The 16827-nt window shown below is 65.2% G+C and carries 14 protein-coding genes, 1 tRNA gene and 1 pseudogene; 10 read left to right on the forward strand and 6 right to left on the reverse strand.

Annotated elements, in window-relative coordinates:
• Positions 1-98: 98 nt before the first annotated feature.
• Positions 99-824: pseudogene (locus BST40_RS17785) on the forward strand (PPE family protein, SVP subgroup); the annotation flags it as partial.
• 301 nt (positions 825-1125) lie between these two features.
• Here BST40_RS17785 and BST40_RS17790 read toward each other — a convergent pair.
• Entirely contained in the window at positions 1126-1848 is a 723-nt protein-coding gene (locus BST40_RS17790; RefSeq protein WP_083155017.1) for a GAP family protein, read from the reverse strand.
• Between the two features lie 653 nt (positions 1849-2501).
• Between BST40_RS17790 and BST40_RS17795 the strand changes: the two genes are divergently transcribed.
• The 6 genes from BST40_RS17795 (at position 2502) to BST40_RS17820 (ending at position 9077) form a co-directional block, all read left to right on the forward strand.
• Entirely contained in the window at positions 2502-4037 is a 1536-nt protein-coding gene (locus tag BST40_RS17795) for a phospholipase C (protein ID WP_075545060.1), read from the forward strand.
• Between the two features lie 151 nt (positions 4038-4188).
• A complete protein-coding gene (locus BST40_RS17800) occupies positions 4189-5775 on the forward strand; it encodes a phospholipase C (RefSeq protein ID WP_371687241.1) in 1587 nt (528 codons plus the stop codon).
• 392 nt (positions 5776-6167) lie between these two features.
• Positions 6168-7694, forward strand: coding sequence for a phospholipase C (locus BST40_RS17805; RefSeq protein WP_083155019.1), 1527 nt, complete (start codon positions 6168-6170; stop codon positions 7692-7694).
• 292 nt (positions 7695-7986) lie between these two features.
• Positions 7987-8310, forward strand: a complete 324-nt coding sequence (locus tag BST40_RS17810; RefSeq protein WP_089025206.1) for a hypothetical protein — start codon at positions 7987-7989, stop codon at positions 8308-8310.
• Positions 8311-8457: 147 nt separating this feature from the next.
• Complete coding sequence (locus BST40_RS17815) at positions 8458-8754, forward strand: WXG100 family type VII secretion target (RefSeq protein ID WP_036393043.1); 297 nt, start codon at positions 8458-8460, stop codon at positions 8752-8754.
• Between the two features lie 38 nt (positions 8755-8792).
• Positions 8793-9077: a WXG100 family type VII secretion target gene (locus BST40_RS17820; protein WP_023363993.1), complete on the forward strand. Its 285-nt coding sequence runs from the start codon at positions 8793-8795 to the stop codon at positions 9075-9077.
• A 160-nt stretch (positions 9078-9237) separates the two neighbouring features.
• Here BST40_RS17820 and BST40_RS17825 read toward each other — a convergent pair whose 3' ends face one another.
• Positions 9238-11247, reverse strand: a complete 2010-nt coding sequence (locus BST40_RS17825; RefSeq protein ID WP_075549001.1) for a TPM domain-containing protein — start codon at positions 11245-11247, stop codon at positions 9238-9240.
• A gap of 121 nt (positions 11248-11368) precedes the next feature.
• Between BST40_RS17825 and BST40_RS17830 the strand changes: the two genes are divergently transcribed.
• Together BST40_RS17830 and dnaG are read left to right on the forward strand one after the other, a co-directional pair.
• Positions 11369-12652 carry a deoxyguanosinetriphosphate triphosphohydrolase gene (locus BST40_RS17830; protein WP_075549000.1) on the forward strand — a complete coding sequence of 428 codons (1284 nt, stop codon included), beginning with the start codon at positions 11369-11371 and terminating at the stop codon, positions 12650-12652.
• A 16-nt stretch (positions 12653-12668) separates the two neighbouring features.
• On the forward strand, positions 12669-14615 hold the full coding sequence (gene dnaG, locus BST40_RS17835; protein WP_075548999.1) for a DNA primase: 1947 nt from the start codon (positions 12669-12671) through the stop codon (positions 14613-14615).
• A gap of 21 nt (positions 14616-14636) precedes the next feature.
• On the opposite strand, the gene BST40_RS17840 is transcribed toward dnaG, so the two are convergent.
• Complete coding sequence (locus BST40_RS17840) at positions 14637-14894, reverse strand: hypothetical protein (RefSeq protein WP_075549008.1); 258 nt, start codon at positions 14892-14894, stop codon at positions 14637-14639.
• A gap of 189 nt (positions 14895-15083) precedes the next feature.
• Here BST40_RS17840 and BST40_RS17845 point away from each other — a divergent pair.
• Positions 15084-15159, forward strand: a tRNA-Asn gene (locus tag BST40_RS17845).
• Between the two features lie 4 nt (positions 15160-15163).
• Here the strand turns inward: BST40_RS17845 and BST40_RS17850 are convergent.
• The 3 genes from BST40_RS17850 to cysE are packed head-to-tail and all read right to left on the reverse strand — an operon-like array spanning position 15164 to position 16826.
• Positions 15164-15631: a DUF4395 domain-containing protein gene (locus tag BST40_RS17850; RefSeq protein ID WP_075549007.1), complete on the reverse strand. Its 468-nt coding sequence runs from the start codon at positions 15629-15631 to the stop codon at positions 15164-15166.
• Positions 15632-15659: 28 nt separating this feature from the next.
• Positions 15660-16079 (reverse strand): thioredoxin family protein, encoded by a 420-nt coding sequence (locus BST40_RS17855; protein ID WP_075548998.1) that lies wholly within the window; start codon positions 16077-16079, stop codon positions 15660-15662.
• A 60-nt stretch (positions 16080-16139) separates the two neighbouring features.
• Positions 16140-16826: a serine O-acetyltransferase gene (cysE, locus tag BST40_RS17860; protein ID WP_075548997.1), complete on the reverse strand. Its 687-nt coding sequence runs from the start codon at positions 16824-16826 to the stop codon at positions 16140-16142.
• Position 16827: the final 1 nt, after the last annotated feature.

The following is a 16827-nucleotide window of genomic DNA, read 5'->3' on the forward strand; positions in this document are numbered from 1 at the left end:
CCCCCCCCCCCCCCCCCCCTATTTTTTTTTCAACCCAAATGCCGCCAACCGATATTCATCTCGGGGTCGGGGGCGCTTTTTTGTTTAAACTAGACAGCGGCTTTGCCGGGGGGGCGGGGGCGGCGGCTGCGGAGTTGATGCCGTTTAGTGTGCCGCCGTTGGATTTGGCGGGGTTGGCCTCGCAGGTGGGTGCGCAGGTGGCCGGGTTGGCGACGACGGCTACGGCGGCGGTGTCGCCGGCGTTGCAGGGTGCGCTGGCGGGGGTTCCGGGGGTGGTGACCGGGTTGCAGTCGTTGGCCTCGTCGCTGCCGTTGTCGTCGGTGATGCAGGTGGCGCAGTTCGCGGCGCAGCCCGCCAGCATGATGCTTGGGCCGCTGATGCAGTTGGGCAGCACGGCCAATGCGGGTACGGCGGGGTTGGCCGGGGCGACGGCGTTGGAGGGTCTGGCTGATGCGCCGAAGTTTGTCGGTGATGTCAATCCGATGAAGGGCCTCGGCGGTGGCGCCGGCCTGGGTGCGGGTATTGGCGCGGACTTAGGTAAGGCGCGGTTGGTGGGGGCGATGTCGGTGCCGCCGACCTGGGAGGGGTCGATGCCCAAGGGGTTGTCGTCCGCAGCCATGGCGGGGTTGGGTGGTATGCCCAATGCGGCGGAATTGGCGGCTGCCGCTGGCGGCAGTGGCGCGGGAATGCCGATGATGCCGATGCCGATGGGTGCCGGTGGTGCCGGAGCGGGGATGCCCGGCGGAATGATGGGCCGTGGGGGGGCCAATCCGCATGTGGTGCAGGCGCGCCCGAGTGTGATCCCGCGCACCGGTGTCGGGTAGCGCCGGGACTTTTGGGGCGCGACCTGCCGGGAGTTCATCACCCAGCTAGGCCCCAGCTTCCAGGCGATCTACGAACCAGCCAACGACGACGCCCAAGCCGACTCCGCCGTCGGCGCCAGCTGGGCCTGACCAACACCGAGCCGGCCTCACCAGCCAGCTCTGCAGGGCGCGGGTAACGCCAACCAACCAGTGTTACCCGCGCCCTCACCCTGTCAGCCGAAGCGATCCGTGGTCTGGGTGCCGCACACGTTGGGTGATGAGGTGGGGGGACGGGGCCGGTAGCCGCAATCAGAGCGGGCGCTTATACGCGGCCCATCCCCCTGGTCATCAGGAATGCTCCCAGCAGGGCAATGACGACAGCGAAGATCTGGTGTCGCCGAGCCTTGACCCAGCGCTGCACCACCGACATGATCTGCCCGGTCTTAGCCGGCGCCGCCAGCTGGCTGGCGAGTGGGAGCTCGACGAATGACAGTGCCACAAGGGTGTACACACCCGCCGCTGTGACCTGGATGGCCGCCGCGGCTCCCGAGGCCAAAATCGCGGTGAGCGCTACCAGAAACCGGAAATCCGCCAACAGCCCGACTCCGAGGACGAACGCCACCCCCAGCGGGCGGGCCTGCAACGCGACGTCGGCGCGCGTCGACAACCTCGAGATCGTCGTGGACGTCCGGACCTGCAACTGTGATGGATTGGCGCCTATCATCCCGAGCCGGATCCGCTGGCCTGGGGAGAGGGTGATCGCCAGCGCGGCGATGAGCAGCGCCGTGACACCCATCGCGATCTGAATGTGTCCGGCGGTGGAACTGGCGGTGGCAACTTCCACCCGGTGCATGACATCGAGCGCGAATCCTCGTAGTCCGAAGAGCACACCTGTAGCCAGAGCAACGCTGGTGACAATGCCGCCAAGCCAAAATGCAACGAGCTGGCCGACGGCACGGGGTCGCGATGACAGGAGAACGCTGATCCCGATCCGCACCGGGTCGGCCGTCGCGACAAGCGCCAACACGAGCACCGTACCCCACATGGCAACGGACGCTACAACGACGACGACGATCACGAAACCCGGTCAAGACAATGGTTTTCCGATTACGACCGGGTTACTCGCGGCACGACATCATTCCTGGCGTCGGATTAAGACCGACGGTGCCGAATGCAATTCGGTGAAAAAGTTGGAGAACGGGCGCTGACCTGGGGTAATCGGGCAGGCTGCCGGCGCCGGCGCTAAGTCGAGAAATGGCACTATGAGGGATCGATTAGGAATGTGGGATTCGATAAATTTTTGTCGTGAAGCACTTTAGTCCGATGGGTATTGGCACGTTGGTCGCAATGGGTTGCGTCGGCACGGTGTACCGTCCGCTTCGATAACCGGGTGCCCGGCCGGTGCGCTGCGGGAGGGTCGCCGCCGCGTAGGCACCGCTCCCAGCCGCGGCTTAATCAGACCCTGGCGGTTCTCGTGGCTTCGACAACGGCGGCCAACAGATCGGAACTCCATACCCACCGGTACCCCGCGACCGGCCGAGACAGATCCCGGAAACCGATTCCAGCTCGTTTGCTGCAGGTGAAGTAGGCCTGCGACACGCCGGTCGGCCTGCCGCGATCGATCGGCGTGGTAACTATACCGTGGGCTGAACTGTGCGCAGGGAGGCGAATTACGTGACGGAAAACCCCTTCCGGGGAATGTCACGCCGGGAGTTTTTTGCAAAGCTCACCGGCGCCGGCGCTGCGGCGTTGATGATGGACTTTGCCGGTCCGGTGATCGAAAAGGCGTATGGTGCGGGCCCCTGCTCGGGGCATTTGACCGATATCGAGCACATCGTATTGTTGATGCAGGAGAACCGGTCATTCGATCATTACTTCGGCACACTTTCGAGCACCCGAGGTTTCAGCGACCCGTCGCCGGCATACCAGCAAAAGGGTTGGAATCCGATGACGCAGGCGCTCGACCCTGCGGGAATCACCATTCCATTCCGGCTCGATACCACCCGTGGCCCCATTCTGGACGGCGAGTGCGTCAATGATCCCGACCACGCCTGGATCGCCATGCACACCTCCTGGAATAACGGCGGCAACGACAACTGGCTTCCGGCGCAGTCGGCGACGCGCACCGGGCCTTATGTCCCGATGGTCATGGGTTATTACACCCGCCAGGACATCCCGATCCACCATCTGCTGGCTGATACCTTCACTATTTGCGACGGCTATCACTGCTCACTTTTGGGTGGCACGCTGCCTAATCGGCTGTATTGGATGAGCGCCACCATCGATCCGGCCGGCACCAACGGGGGACCGCAGTTGGTGGAGCCCGGCTTCCTGCCCGAGCAGCAGTACAGCTGGCGCATCATGCCGGAGAACCTCGAGGACGCCGGCATCAGCTGGAAGGTGTACCAAAGCAAAGACGCCGGGCGGTTCATCAACACTCCGATCAGCAATAACGGGCTAGTACAGGCTTTCTCGCAGTCCGCCAACCCGAGGTCGAACCTGGCTCGGTTCGGCATTGCACCGACTTACCCGTTCGACTTCGCGGCCGACGTCAAAGGCAACCGGCTGCCGCAGGTTTCCTGGCTGGTTCCACCGTTCATCCAGTCGGAGCATCCCGCATTGCCGGTGGCGCTGGGCGCTGTGGCCATGGTCAATGCGCTGCGCATTCTGCTTTCCAACCCGGCGGTGTGGGAGAAAACCGCGTTGATCATCAGCTATGACGAAAACGGCGGCTTCTTCGACCACGTGACGCCGCCGACGGCGCCGCCGGGTACTCCAGGTGAGTACGTGACGGTGCCCGACATCAACGCAGTGAGCGGGTCCGGCGGTATCCGGGGCCCGATCGGCCTGGGCTTTCGGGTGCCCTGCCTGGTCATTTCGCCCTTCAGTCGCGGCGGGTTGATGGTCCATGACATTTTCGACCACACCTCGCAGTTGAAATTGATTCGCGCCAGGTTCGGTGTGCCCATTCCCAATTTGACCGCCTGGCGCGACGGCGTCGTCGGCGACATGACCTCCGCGTTCAACTTCGCAACACCGCCAAACCCGACCAGACCCAACTTGAGCCATCCGCTCTTGGCCGCCGTGCCGAAACTGCCGCAATGCATCCCCAACGTCGTATTGGGGACGACGGACGGCACGCTGCCGGCAATTCCGTACCGAGTGCCTTATCCCCAAATGATGCCCACTCAGGAAAGCAGCCCCACCCGCGGGATTCCCAGCGGGCTTTGCTGATCGGCCCGGGAAGCTGCCGTTAGGGCCTTCGGTGACGGCGGTGGATTTGCACTCGGGAAATGATGATCAGCACTGATTTGCGTATCGGGTCCGACACGCCGGTGGGCTTATCAGGATTGATTGCCGACGCAACTATACCGTGATCGGGAATATGCGACGCGGCCGTCAGGGAGGGCGTGTGGTGGGCGAGCACCCGGTCGACGGAATGACCCGTCGACAATTCTTCGCCAAAGCCGCTGCCGCCACCACCGCCGGCGCTCTCACGTCATTAGCCGCTCCGATTATCGACAAGGCGTATGGAGCCGGGCCCTGCTCGGGGCATTTGACCGATATCGAGCACATCGTGTTGTTGATGCAGGAGAACCGGTCATTCGATCACTACTTTGGCACGTTATCGGGGACTCGGGGTTTCAACGATCCGTCACCGGCGTTCGCGCAGAAGGGCTGGAATCCGGCGACGCAGGCGGTCGACCCGGCCGGCACCACCATTCCGTTTCGATTCGACACCACCCGGGGGCCGCTGCTTGACGGCGAATGCGTCAACGACCCCGATCACGGCTGGATCGCCATGCATAACTCATGGAACGGGGGCGCCAACGATGGCTGGTTGCCGGCGCAGGCCGCGTCCAGCCCGCTGCAGGGCAACGTCCCGGTGACGATGGGTTATTACACTCGCCGGGACCTCCCCATCCATTACCTGCTTGCGGACACATTCACAGTCTGCGACGGCTACTACTGCTCGCTGCTGGGCGGCACCACGCCCAATCGGTTGTATTGGATGAGTGCTTGGATCGATCCGGACGGCACCAACGGTGGTCCCATTCTGATCGAACCCAACATCCAACCGCAGCAAAAACTCAGCTGGCGGATCATGCCGCAGAACCTCGAAGACGCGGCCGTCAGCTGGAAGGTTTACCAGAACAAATTTCTGGGGCCGCTCAACAATACGGTTGTGGGCTACAACGGACTGATCAACGATTTCCAGCAGGCCGCAGATCCGCGATCCAATCTGGCCCGCTACGGCATCGCCCCTACGTATCCGTTGGACTTCGCCGCTGACGTCAAGAACAATGCGCTACCCAAAGTTTCCTGGGTGCTGCCTGGATTCTTGTTGTCCGAACATCCCGCGTTACCCGTTTCTATCGGTGCTGTCGGAATCGTCGACGTGCTGCGGATTTTGCTGTCGAATCCGGCGGTGTGGGAAAAGACCGCGGTGATCGTCAACTACGACGAAAACGGGGGTTTCTTCGATCACGTGACGCCGCCGACGCCGCCGCCTGGTACCCCGGGGGAGTACGTCACTGTCCCCGATATCAACGCCGTGCCGGGTTCGGGCGGAATTCGCGGGCCCATCGGTTTGGGTTTTCGCACCCCGTGCATCGTCATTTCGCCCTACAGTCGCGGTCCGCTGATGGTCCACGACACCTTCGACCACACCTCGACGTTGAAGTTGATCAGTGCGCGGTTCGGAGTGCCCGTTCCCAACCTCAGCGCCTGGAGAAACGGCGTGGTCGGCGATATGACTTCGACATTCAATTTCGCGGTCCCGCCCAACCCGTCGAAACCCAATCTGGATCACCCGTTGCTGAGGTCAGTCCCCAAACTGCCCCAGTGCGTTCCCAACGCGGTATTGGGAACGACGACCAAGACATCAATTCCGTATCGGGTGCCATTTCCACAGATGATGCCGACCCAGGAAACGTCACCGACCCGCGGAATTCCCAGTGGCCTCTGCTGAATCGGGCTGCACAAGTCACCGGCCGCCAGGGCTGCGGTTCGCCGACGCCGATCCCTTTCTGCTGGCTGAAAAGGTACGGCGGGGAGGCTCCTCCGACGCCGGAATGCACGCAACGTGGAAACAGGTTCCGGCACCGAGGCCCTTTCCCTATCGAGTCTCGTCTGCGCCGAATATGCCGGTGCCAGGAACGGGTCCGCACGGCATTCCCGGCGGGCCCGGTTATATCGATGGGGCTGATTCAAGGTCAAACCGGACACCGCGGACTGCCGTCGAAACGATTGAATACGCCAGGACACGCCGGTTTGCGTTTCGCAGCCGACTTCCGTCACGCCTATACGGTCAACTCAAACATCGATAAAGGAGGGCCGGTGGGCGGCGGTGCATTTGCTGGAATGTCGCGTCGAGAATTCCTGGCGAAGGCCACCGGGGTCGGGGCGGCAGCTTTTCTCACGGACTGGGCCGCCCCGGTGATCGAGAAGGCTTATGCGGCCGGTCCGTGTTCGGGACATCTGACCGACATCGAGCACATCGTGTTGTGCCTGCAAGAAAACAGGTCATTCGACCATTACTTCGGCTCGCTCTCCAGCGTGGACGGGTTCGACACCCCGACGCCGCTGTTCGCCCAGAAGGGCTGGAATCCACAGACACAAGCGGTTGACCCTGCCGGCACTACCTTGCCGTATCGCATCGATACGACCAGAGGCCCCAACGGGGTTGGCGAATGCGTCAACGACCCCGACCACCAGTGGATCGCGGCACATTTGTCGTGGAATGGCGGGGCCAATGACGGCTGGCTTGCGGCGCAAGCCAGAACCCGCTCGGCGGCCAATACGCCCGTGGTGATGGGCTACTACGCGCGCCCCGACATACCGATCCACTACCTGCTGGCCGACACATTCACCGTCTGCGACCATTACCACTCTTCGCTTCTCGGCGGGACGATGCCCAACCGGCTCTACTGGATCAGTGGCACCGTCAACCCCGACGGCGACCAGGGCGGACCACAGATCGTCGAGCCGTCCATTCAACCGAAACTGACGTTCAGTTGGCGCATCATGCCCCAGAACCTCAGCGACGCCGGTATCAGTTGGAAGGTCTACAACAGCAAGCTGCTCGGCGGCCTCAATGACACGTCGCTGAGCCGCAACGGCTATGTGGGGAGCTTCAAGGCGGCGGGAGATCCGCGGTCAGATCTGGCGCGATACGGGATTGCGCCGACGTACCCCGGGGACTTCGTCCTCGACGTCATCAACAACAGGCTGCCGCAGGTCTCCTGGGTTGTGCCGCTGACCGTCGACTCCGAGCATCCGTCCTTCCCGATCGCCGTGGGTGCCGTCACGATCGTCAACCTGATCAGGACGTTGCTTCGCAATCCTGCCGTTTGGGAAAAGACCGCGCTGATCATCGCTTACGACGAACATGGCGGATTTTTCGACCACGTCACGCCACCGACGGCGCCGCCGGGCACACCCGGCGAATGGATTCCCAACAGCGTCGACATCAACAGGGTCGACGGCTCGGGCGGTATCCGGGGGCCGATCGGTCTGGGGTACCGGGTGCCGTGTTTGGTTATCTCTCCCTACAGCCGAGGCGGGCTGATGGTTCACGACCAGTTCGACCACACGTCGCAGCTGCAGCTCATCGGCAAGCGCTTCGGGGTTCCGGTCCCTAACCTGACCCCCTGGCGGGCCAGCGTGACCGGAGATATGACGTCGGCATTCAATTTCGCCGCCCCGCCCGACCCGTCGCGACCCAACTTGGACCACCCGGCTCGGCAATTGCCGAAGGTTGCCAACTGTGTGCCCAACGTGGTCCTGGGGTTTCTCAACGAAGGGCTGCCCTATCGGGTGCCCTATCCGCAGACGATGCCGGTCCAGGAATCGGGGCCGGTCCGCGGAATTCCCAGCGGCATCTGTTAGCCATCCCATGCCTTTTGAATGCAACTCTGAACCAGACCTGCGCTGCAACCGGGTGCGGTGCAGGCCATTTTCCCGCTGCGTGGATCGTGTGTCAGGCTCGGCTGTCGCGAGCGGCGAATGCCGCAGCCAGGCCGCCCGACGTGGGTCAAGTGCCGCTGGTCGCGCTGGCATGCAGAGAAATCGGAGAAATGGGGATATTGGCCGCGGGATTGTCATACGATGCGAAGTGCTCGATGGTTTGTGGTTGCCATTGAGGGTTGGTTTATTGGAATCGGCACTGGAAGGGGACAGCGTGCTTTTGCCTCTTGGTCCGCCCTTGCCGCCCGATGCCGTGTCGGCGAAGCGCGGTGAGTCGGGGATGCTTGGCGGGTTATCGGTTCCGCTCAGCTGGGGTACGGCCGTTCCACCGGATGACTATGATCACTGGGCCAAAGAGGATGAAGCGGCCGAGGTCGCCGTCGTGCCCGGTGCGGTGGACCCGGAACCCGCCGAATCCAGCACCGACGAGTGGGACGAGTGGGCGGAGTGGAACGAGTGGGAGGCAGCCAATGCCGAACCTCGGTTCGAGGTGCCGCGTAGCAGCAGGGTCGTACCGCATTCTCCGGCGGCCGGTTGAGAGAAAGGGGTAACTGTCGTTCTTCATGACCGATTGGTGACTTCGGTATCACCGCGGTCGGCACTACTAGGAGTCAATCTGCACAAATAACTCCCGACTAAGAGCCCAGTTGACTATATAAGCCCAGTTGACAAGGAGACAGGCAACATGGCAACACGCTTTATGACCGACCCGCACGCGATGCGGGCGATGGCGGGCCGTTTCGAGGTGCACGCTCAGACGGTTGAGGACGAGGCCCGGCGGATGTGGGCGTCCTCGCAGAACATCTCCGGCGCGGGCTGGAGCGGTCTGGCCGAGGCCACCTCGCTGGACACCATGGGCCAGATGAACCAGGCCTTCCGCAACATTGTGAACATGCTGCACGGAGTGCGTGACGGGCTGATCCGCGACGCCAACAACTACGAGCAGCAAGAGCAGGCCTCCCAGCAGATCCTCAGCAGCTAGCCCCGGCCCGACAGCTTCGATTCAGGAGGACAAGACCAATGACCATCAATTACCAGTTCGGCGATGTCGACGCCCACGGCGCCACGATTCGTGCCCAGGCGGCGTCGCTCGAGGCCGAGCACCAGGCCATCGTTCGCGATGTGCTGGCTGCCGGCGACTTCTGGGGCGGCGCCGGTTCGGTGGCCTGCCAGGAGTTCATCACCCAGTTGGGTCGCAACTTCCAGGTGATTTACGAGCAGGCCAACGCCCACGGCCAGAAGGTCCAGGCCGCCGGCAGCAACATGGCACAGACCGACAGCGCTGTCGGCTCCAGCTGGGCCTGACCTCTGCCGGACTGAGAGGCCGGCCTGAGAGGTTTGCGTTTCCGGCTGCTCATTGCAGCCGGAGCGCGGCCTCCACAAGTTGATTGCGCACGCCTACGTATGGGATTGCCTGTGCGTAGGCGTGCGCACTTTTTTGTGCCGTGACTCGCCGGTCCCGCTTCTAGAATCGCCCGCCGCCACCCATGAACCCGCCGCCTGACGAGCCACCGGACGAGCTGGAAGAACCACCGAACGACGTCGGGCTCCAGCCGCCGAAACCACCCCGCAGGCCCCCACTGAGCAGGTTGCCGATGATGATGCCGCCGAGGATCGCTCCCGCATTGTCGCCGCCCTGCCGGGTGTAGGCGCGCTGAGCCGCCGCCACGTCGGCGTTGGCCAGCGCCTGGGCGTTGGCTGCCAGCGTCGATGCCGCATTGGCGTGACCGATCGCTTCGGTGATATTGGTCGAACGTTTGTCACGCGCGGCGTGCAGCTGACGTTTCGCTTCGGCCAGCCGGGTCCGTGCTTCGGGCCCGATACTGCCGCGACGAGTATCGATATAGTCCGACACCGCACGCACCCGTGACTCCGCGGTGAACAATGCCTGCTCGAAGGAGCGGTTGAGTCGCTCGGCGTTGGCCTGCTCCTGAGCAACAGCGGTCAAGAGCCGATCCAGATCCGCGCCGGCCTTGCTCACCCGGGCAAAAGTACCGAGCGGATCGGCGACGCTCGCGCCGCGAGCGTTGCGGGACTCTTCGAGAGCTTGTGCGGCCGCATCCCGCGCGGCGACGAGTTCGCGGGTGTGTGCCGACGCGTTGTCCGGTGTCTTCTGCAGTTGCTCGTCGGCCTGCGTGATGCTCGCCGCCACATCAGCCAGGACCGACGGCAGCTCGGTGACGGCGTGCCGGATGTCACCGGCTGCGCTATCCACCGCGTCGAGTAGCGAACGGGCTTGGCCGAGCGCGGATTCAGCGGCGCGAACGGCATCCACCAAGCCGGACTGCCGGCCGCTGACGGCTTGAGCGGACAGCTCACGGGCCGTGCCGATGTTGTGGTCGGCGAACACCAGTCGTTCCTGGGCGGCGGTGACGTTGGCAGCCACGGAAGCCAGCGCCGTCTCGCCGAATTCGTGATGCAAGTCGGCCAACCGCTGCTGGCTGGGGGCAATGCGGGTGGTGAGTTCGACGTACTGCTGGGTCAGCATGTCCAGCCGGGACGGGGCATTGATCACCAAGTCGCGCAGCTGTTCGAAGGCCTCGGTCTGCGCCTCCAGTTCGCGGTCGGCCGTGGCCGCCGACACGATGACCCGGGTCAACAGCTCGCGCCGTTGCGCGGGTGTCTCGGGAGCGCTGTCGTCAAGCTGCTGGCGCACGTTGAACGCCTGCGCCAGGGCCGCTTTGGCATTGTCCACGGCACGGGTGAACGGTGCGGTGCGCTCTTGGCCGAACTCGTCGATCGCCAGCGCGAGTTCGTTGGAGCTGGTGCGCACCGCATTGTCGACAGCGACCACCATCGACCGTGACAAGTCGTCGAGGATGTCCAGCGGCACGGCGGCCAGTGCCCGCTGATCGGTGGGGTCCACGCGTCGTGCCGCGGCCACCGCGTCAGCGCGCCGCCGGCGGGCCCGGTAACGCATCACCACCAGCAGGATCACCACCGCGACGCCGATGACGCCCAGCGCCACCAGCAATATCAGCCGGCCCGACGAACTGGGTGCCTTGTTGAGCCCGTTGGCCGCCGCAACGGCGGCACCGCCCCAGTCGCCGCTGCGCAGTGCCGGTTCGATCTGATTTCGGCGAAGCTCTTCGACCTGGCCGGCGCTGACATCCGGCACGGTGGACGGCACCAGGAAGACATAGGACCGGGCGACGGTGGCGACGGCCAGCAGGGCGTCATAGCTCCCCAGCTCGCTGCTCCGGAAAGTGCTCTGGCCCCAATTCATCGCGCTCTGCCCGGAGAAGTTGTCGACATAGACCACCCATAGCCGGATATGGCGATCGGCGTAGAGCTCGTTGATGGCCGAGGTGACTTCGGCGCGATCAGTAACGCTCAGCACGCCGGCGTTGTCCGTCACATAGCCCGATAGCCGAAATGGCGGTTGCGCGGCTGAGGGGGGCGCCAGCAGCACGCCTCCGACGAGGCCCACAGTGACGACCGTCAGAACCACGCCGAGCAGGCGAGCGATGTGCATACGGCTAATCTAGCCCGGCAAAGGGGCCGGTCTGACGGAAGCGCGGCGCGGTGCGGCCGCATTGCGGGATGGGGCCGCAGCGACACCGCCGGCAGCGACCTGCCTGGCAGACTGTCGGTCGGTGACCACGAATCAGCAAGACCCCTATGGCGACTTCGACCGCCAGCGGCGGGTAGCCGAAGCGCCGAAGTCGGCTGGTCTGCCGGGCACGGAAGGGCAGCACCGCACCGACTTCGCCCGGGACCGCGCCCGGGTGTTGCACAGCGCCGCGCTGCGCCGCCTCGCCGACAAGACCCAAGTCGTCGGGCCGCGGGAAGGTGACACCCCGCGCACCCGGCTGACTCATTCGCTGGAAGTGGCGCAGATCGGCCGGGGCATGGCGATCGGACTGGGTTGCGACCCGGACCTTGTCGAGCTGGCCGGTCTGGCCCACGACATCGGGCACCCGCCGTACGGGCACAACGGTGAGCGCGCACTCGACGACGCCGCGGCCTGCTGCGGCGGCTTCGAGGGCAACGCCCAGAACTTCCGCATCCTAACCAGCCTTGAGCCGAAAGTTCTTGATAGCCAAGGGCTCAGCGTGGGGCTGAACCTGACCCGCGCGGCATTGGACGCGGTCACCAAATACCCGTGGACGCGTGGTGACGGGCGCCGCAAGTTCGGCTTCTACGAGGAAGATCGGCAGCCGGCGGCGTGGGTGCGCACCGGCGCACCGGCTGATCGGCCATGCCTGGAAGCACAGGTGATGGACTGGGCCGACGATGTCGCGTATTCGGTCCACGATGTCGAGGACGGCGTCGTCTCCGAACGCATCGACTTGCGGGTGCTCGCCGACCACGACGACGCGGCCGCGCTGGCCAAGCTGGGCCAGAGCGAATTCCCCCGGGTCGGTGCCGACGAGTTGATGGCGGCCGCCCGCCGGCTGTCATCGCTGCCGGTGGTCGCGGCAGTGGGCAAGTACGACGCCACGTTGGCGGCGTCGGTCGCGCTGAAGCGATTGACCAGTGAACTGGTGGGGCGGTTTGCTTCGGCGGCGATCGCCACCACCCGGGCCGTGGCCGGTTCCGGGCCGTTGACCCGTTACCAGGCCGACTTGCAGGTACCAGACCTGGTGCGGGCCGAGGTTGCGGTGCTGAAAATCCTGGCGCTGCAGTTCATCATGTCCGACCCACGGCATCTGGAAGCACAGGCTCGCCAGCGCGAACGCATCCACCGGGTGGCGCAGTGGCTTTCCTCCGGTGCGCCGCGGACGCTCGACCCGGTTTTTGCCGCGGCGTACCACACTGCGGCCGACGACGCCGCCCGGATGCGGGTCATCGTCGATCAGATCGCCTCCTACACTGAGGGGCGGCTGGAGCGCATCGACGCTGGTCAATTCCCGGGCCGGACCACGGTTTTGCACTGAGCCCTAAGATGAGCGAATGTCGAGTCCGGCGGGGCGCTCCAGGATTTCCGACCGCGACATCGCGGCCATCCGTGACGGCGCCCGCATCGAGGACGTGGTCGGCGACTATGTCCAGCTGCGGCGCGCCGGAGCGGACTCGCTGCGCGGTCTGTGCCCGTTTCACAACGAGAAGTCACCGTCGTTTCATGTGCGACCCAACCACGGTCACTTCCACTGCTTCGGCTGCGGTGAGGGTGGCGACGTCTATGCGTTCATCCAAAAGATCGAGCACGTCAGCTTCGTCGAGGCGGTCGAACTGCTGGCCGACCGGATCGGCTACACCATCAGCTACACCGGCGCGGCCACCAGCGTGCAGCGCGATCGGGGCAGTCGCAGCAGGCTCCTCGCGGCCAATGCCGCCGCGGCCGAGTTCTATGCGGCTGCCCTGGAGTCCGACGAGGCCGCACCGGCCCGCCACTACCTGACGCAGCGCAACTTCGATGCCGAGGCGGCTCGCCGCTTCGGCTGCGGATTCGCGCCGTCGGGCTGGGACTCTCTGACGAAACACTTGCAGCGCAAGGGCTTTGAGTTCAAGGAGCTGGAAGCCGCCGGACTGTCCCGGCAGGGCCGGCACGGTCCCATGGACCGGTTTCATCGGCGGCTGCTGTGGCCCATCCGGTCGTCGGCCGGCGAGGTGATAGGTTTCGGGGCTCGGCGCCTGTTCGACGACGACCCGATGGAAGCCAAGTACGTCAATACCCCCGAGACGCTGCTGTATAAGAAGTCGTCGGTGATGTTCGGCATCGACCTGGCTAAACGTGATATAGCCAAGGGGCATCAGGCGGTGGTCGTCGAGGGCTACACCGACGTGATGGCCATGCATCTGGCCGGGGTCACCACCGCGGTCGCGTCCTGCGGCACCGCATTCGGCGACGAGCACCTGGCCATGCTGCGCAGGCTGATGATGGACGACAGCTTCTTCCGCGGCGAGCTGATCTATGTTTTTGACGGCGATGCCGCCGGCCGCGCCGCCGCACTGAAGGCCCTCGACGGCGAACAGAACCTGGCGGGACAGTCTTTTGTCGCGGTAGCCCCGGACGGCATGGATCCTTGCGACCTGCGGCTCGCATCGGGGGACGCGGCCTTGCGGGACTTGGTGGCGCGACGAACCCCGTTGTTCGAGTTCGCAATTCGGTCCGCGCTCGCCGAGACGGACCTGAACAGCGCTGAGGGTAGGGTGGCTGCGTTGCGTCGGTGTGTGCCGATGGTGGGCCAGATCAAAGACCCGATGCTGCGCGACGAGTACGCCCGGCAGTTGGCCGGCTGGGTCGGTTGGGATGACGTCGCCCAGGTCGTCGACCGGGTGCGCAGTCAGGCCAGAACCGTCAAAACGCCGGGCCGCGGTGGTCCCGGATCGTCCGGATCGAAGGCGCCCCGGCGGGCGGCGCAGCAGTCCCCTGATGCGCCGTCGGCCGAACCCGCGGCCGCTCGTCCCGACCCCCGCGACCCGACGCTGTGGCCGCAGCGTGAGGCACTGAAATCGGCCCTGCAGTACCCGGCGCTGGCGGGACCGGTTTTCGACACGTTGACCGTCGAGAGCTTCACCCACCCCGGCTACGCGGCCGTGCGGGCGGCCATCGAGGCGGCGGGAGGGACATCGGCCGGGGTCACCGGGGCCCAGTGGATGGACATGGTGGCCCGGCAGACCACGTCGCCGTTGACCACCGGTCTGATCAACGAGTTGGCGGTGGAGGCGATCGCGGTCGACGACGACAAGCTGCCGCGCTATATCGGCGGAGTGCTGGCCCGCCTGCAGGAGGTGTGGATGGGCCGGCAGATCGCCGAAGTCAAGTCCAAGCTGCAGCGTATGTCGCCGATCGAACACGGCGACGAATATCACGCGCTGTTCGGCGATCTGGTGGCCATGGAGGCCTACCGGCGCAGCCTCCTGGAGCAGGCCAGCGGCAACGACCTGAGCGCGTGAGGCTGATACGGCGCCGGCGCGCTATTTCGCCTGGCGCTCGACAACCCGTTCGGCCCGCTCCACGATGGCCGTCTGCTCGTCGATCTCGGTGACCGTCACCAAGCCCGCGTCGGGGGAGATTCGACTGGCGATCTTGCGGCGGCCCCCTTCGATCATCGACCTGGCCACCGGACTCCCGGTCAGCGCGCGATAGGTGCCGGCGATCTGCTCGTAGCGGCGACGCCCGGCTTTCGCTCCCAACACGTACCCAATCCCCAGCACGGCGACATACCCGATCAAAGCGGTCCCTCCGACTATCAGCGCGGTTCGTTCCATCCTGCCTCATCCGCCCGAGCGCTGGCCCGGCGATCCGCCAGACCCGTGGCGCCGACGGGCTCGCCAGTCTGGCTGATCCCGCTAGTTGGCGCGGATATGCCAGTACGCTAGAGTCGTCCCGCGATCCGCGACACATTGCCGCGGACGCGCCGGTCCCCTGTAGCTCAACTGGCAGAGCATTCGGCTGTTAACCGAAGGGTTGAAGGTTCGAGTCCTTCCGGGGGAGCCAGGCCCTAAGAATGCGGCGCCTTGGTCACCGGCGCGCGGCGGAGCCGGGCGACCAACGGGTAGATCTGACAACCCAGGCAGATGCCGAAGGCGGCGTTCAGGAAACAGGCGAACAGCGCGAAGGAGGTGGCGGCCACGCCCAGCACCGGGACCGCCACGGCAAAACCGATAATTCCGATGACCGTGAAGACAAGCCCGACCAACTGGGCGAACTTCAGCGGTGGCACCGGTTCCCGTTCGGTCACCGGCCCCAGCCGGGGCGCCACCAGCGTGGCGAACAGCAGGCCGTAGGGGCTGTTGCGGGGGCCGCGTAGCGCACTGATGGCGAAGACGACGGCCTGGGCAACCAGTATCACCGCCGCCACCTTGGTACTGAACACCGAGACGATCAAGGCCACGACGAGGACCGTCGTGGTGATCCACGCGGCAAATCGCGGGCCGCGGACGTCCACTTGTCCGGGATTATTCGACATCACGTCCGCTCCTTTGTTGCGCAAGGTCTCAGGTGAGCAGGGGCTGCAACGCTGCCCTCAGGTCGGCCGCCTTCGGCACCCCCGCGGTGCGGTACAGCTGCCGCCCGTCCGCGTCGAAGATGAACGTGGTGGGTAGCGACAGCACAGACATCCGCTGTGCGGCCGCCGGATTGGCGTCGATGTCGATCTCGACGTGTGCCACGTCGGGCAATCCGGCGCACACCTCGTCGACAACGCGGCGCACCACCGCGCACGGACCGCACCACGCGGCGCCGAAGTGTACGACGGTGGGACCGGTGTCGGACAAGCCGAGATCGGAGGTGTCCTGATGCACTGCGGCGCCGGTTTTCCGCAGCACGCCGGACCGTCGATTGACCGTCCAACCGATCGCCGTCGCACCTGTCAACGCCGCGATCAGCGCCGCCGAGGCCATTGCGATCGAGCTCATCGGCTCGCCATGCCTTTCTTAGTCGTCATAGTCGCCATAGTCGGGTCTTCCTCGGATAAGTCAGATGGAGAAATCTTCGCCATGCCATACACCGGCCTCGGGCGGCCGGATCACCCGTCCGGCCGGTGGGTGGTGGTCAACTTTGGCCTCCAGCCTGGCCACCCGGCTGAGCAGCGACTGGAGGCTGACCCCCACCAAATCGGGCAACACCGAGTCGTCGGATCTGGACGAACCGTTGCGGCTGATGACCTGCCCGGGGACGCCGACCACCACCGCGGCGGACGGAACCTCTTTGACCACAACGGAGTTGGCGCCGATCCGGCTGCCGTCGCCGATCTTGATCGGGCCGAGGATCTTGGCGCCGGCCCCGATGATCACCCGGTCACCGACGGTGGGATGGCGCTTACCGATATCCGTTCCGGTGCCGCCGAGCGTGACGCCGTGGTAGAGCGTGACATCGTCACCCACTTCGGCGGTTTCACCGATGACCACGCCGGTCGCGTGATCGATGAACAAGCCCGAGCCCAGGACGGCGCCGGGATGGATGTCGACACCGGTCAGGATACGGGTGAGTTCCGCCAAAGCCCGGGCGGCCAACCGGGCACCGCGCAGCCACAGCCAGTGGCTGATCCGGTGGCCCCACACCGCGTGGACACCGGGATAGCAGAAAACGACCTCCAATGCGGTCGGCCGGGCCGGGTCGCGCTGCCTGGCCACCCGGATGTCGCGCCGTATCTCTGCCAGCATT

This window comes from Mycobacterium persicum (genome assembly GCF_002086675.1).
GTDB classification, from domain to species: domain Bacteria; phylum Actinomycetota; class Actinomycetes; order Mycobacteriales; family Mycobacteriaceae; genus Mycobacterium; species Mycobacterium persicum.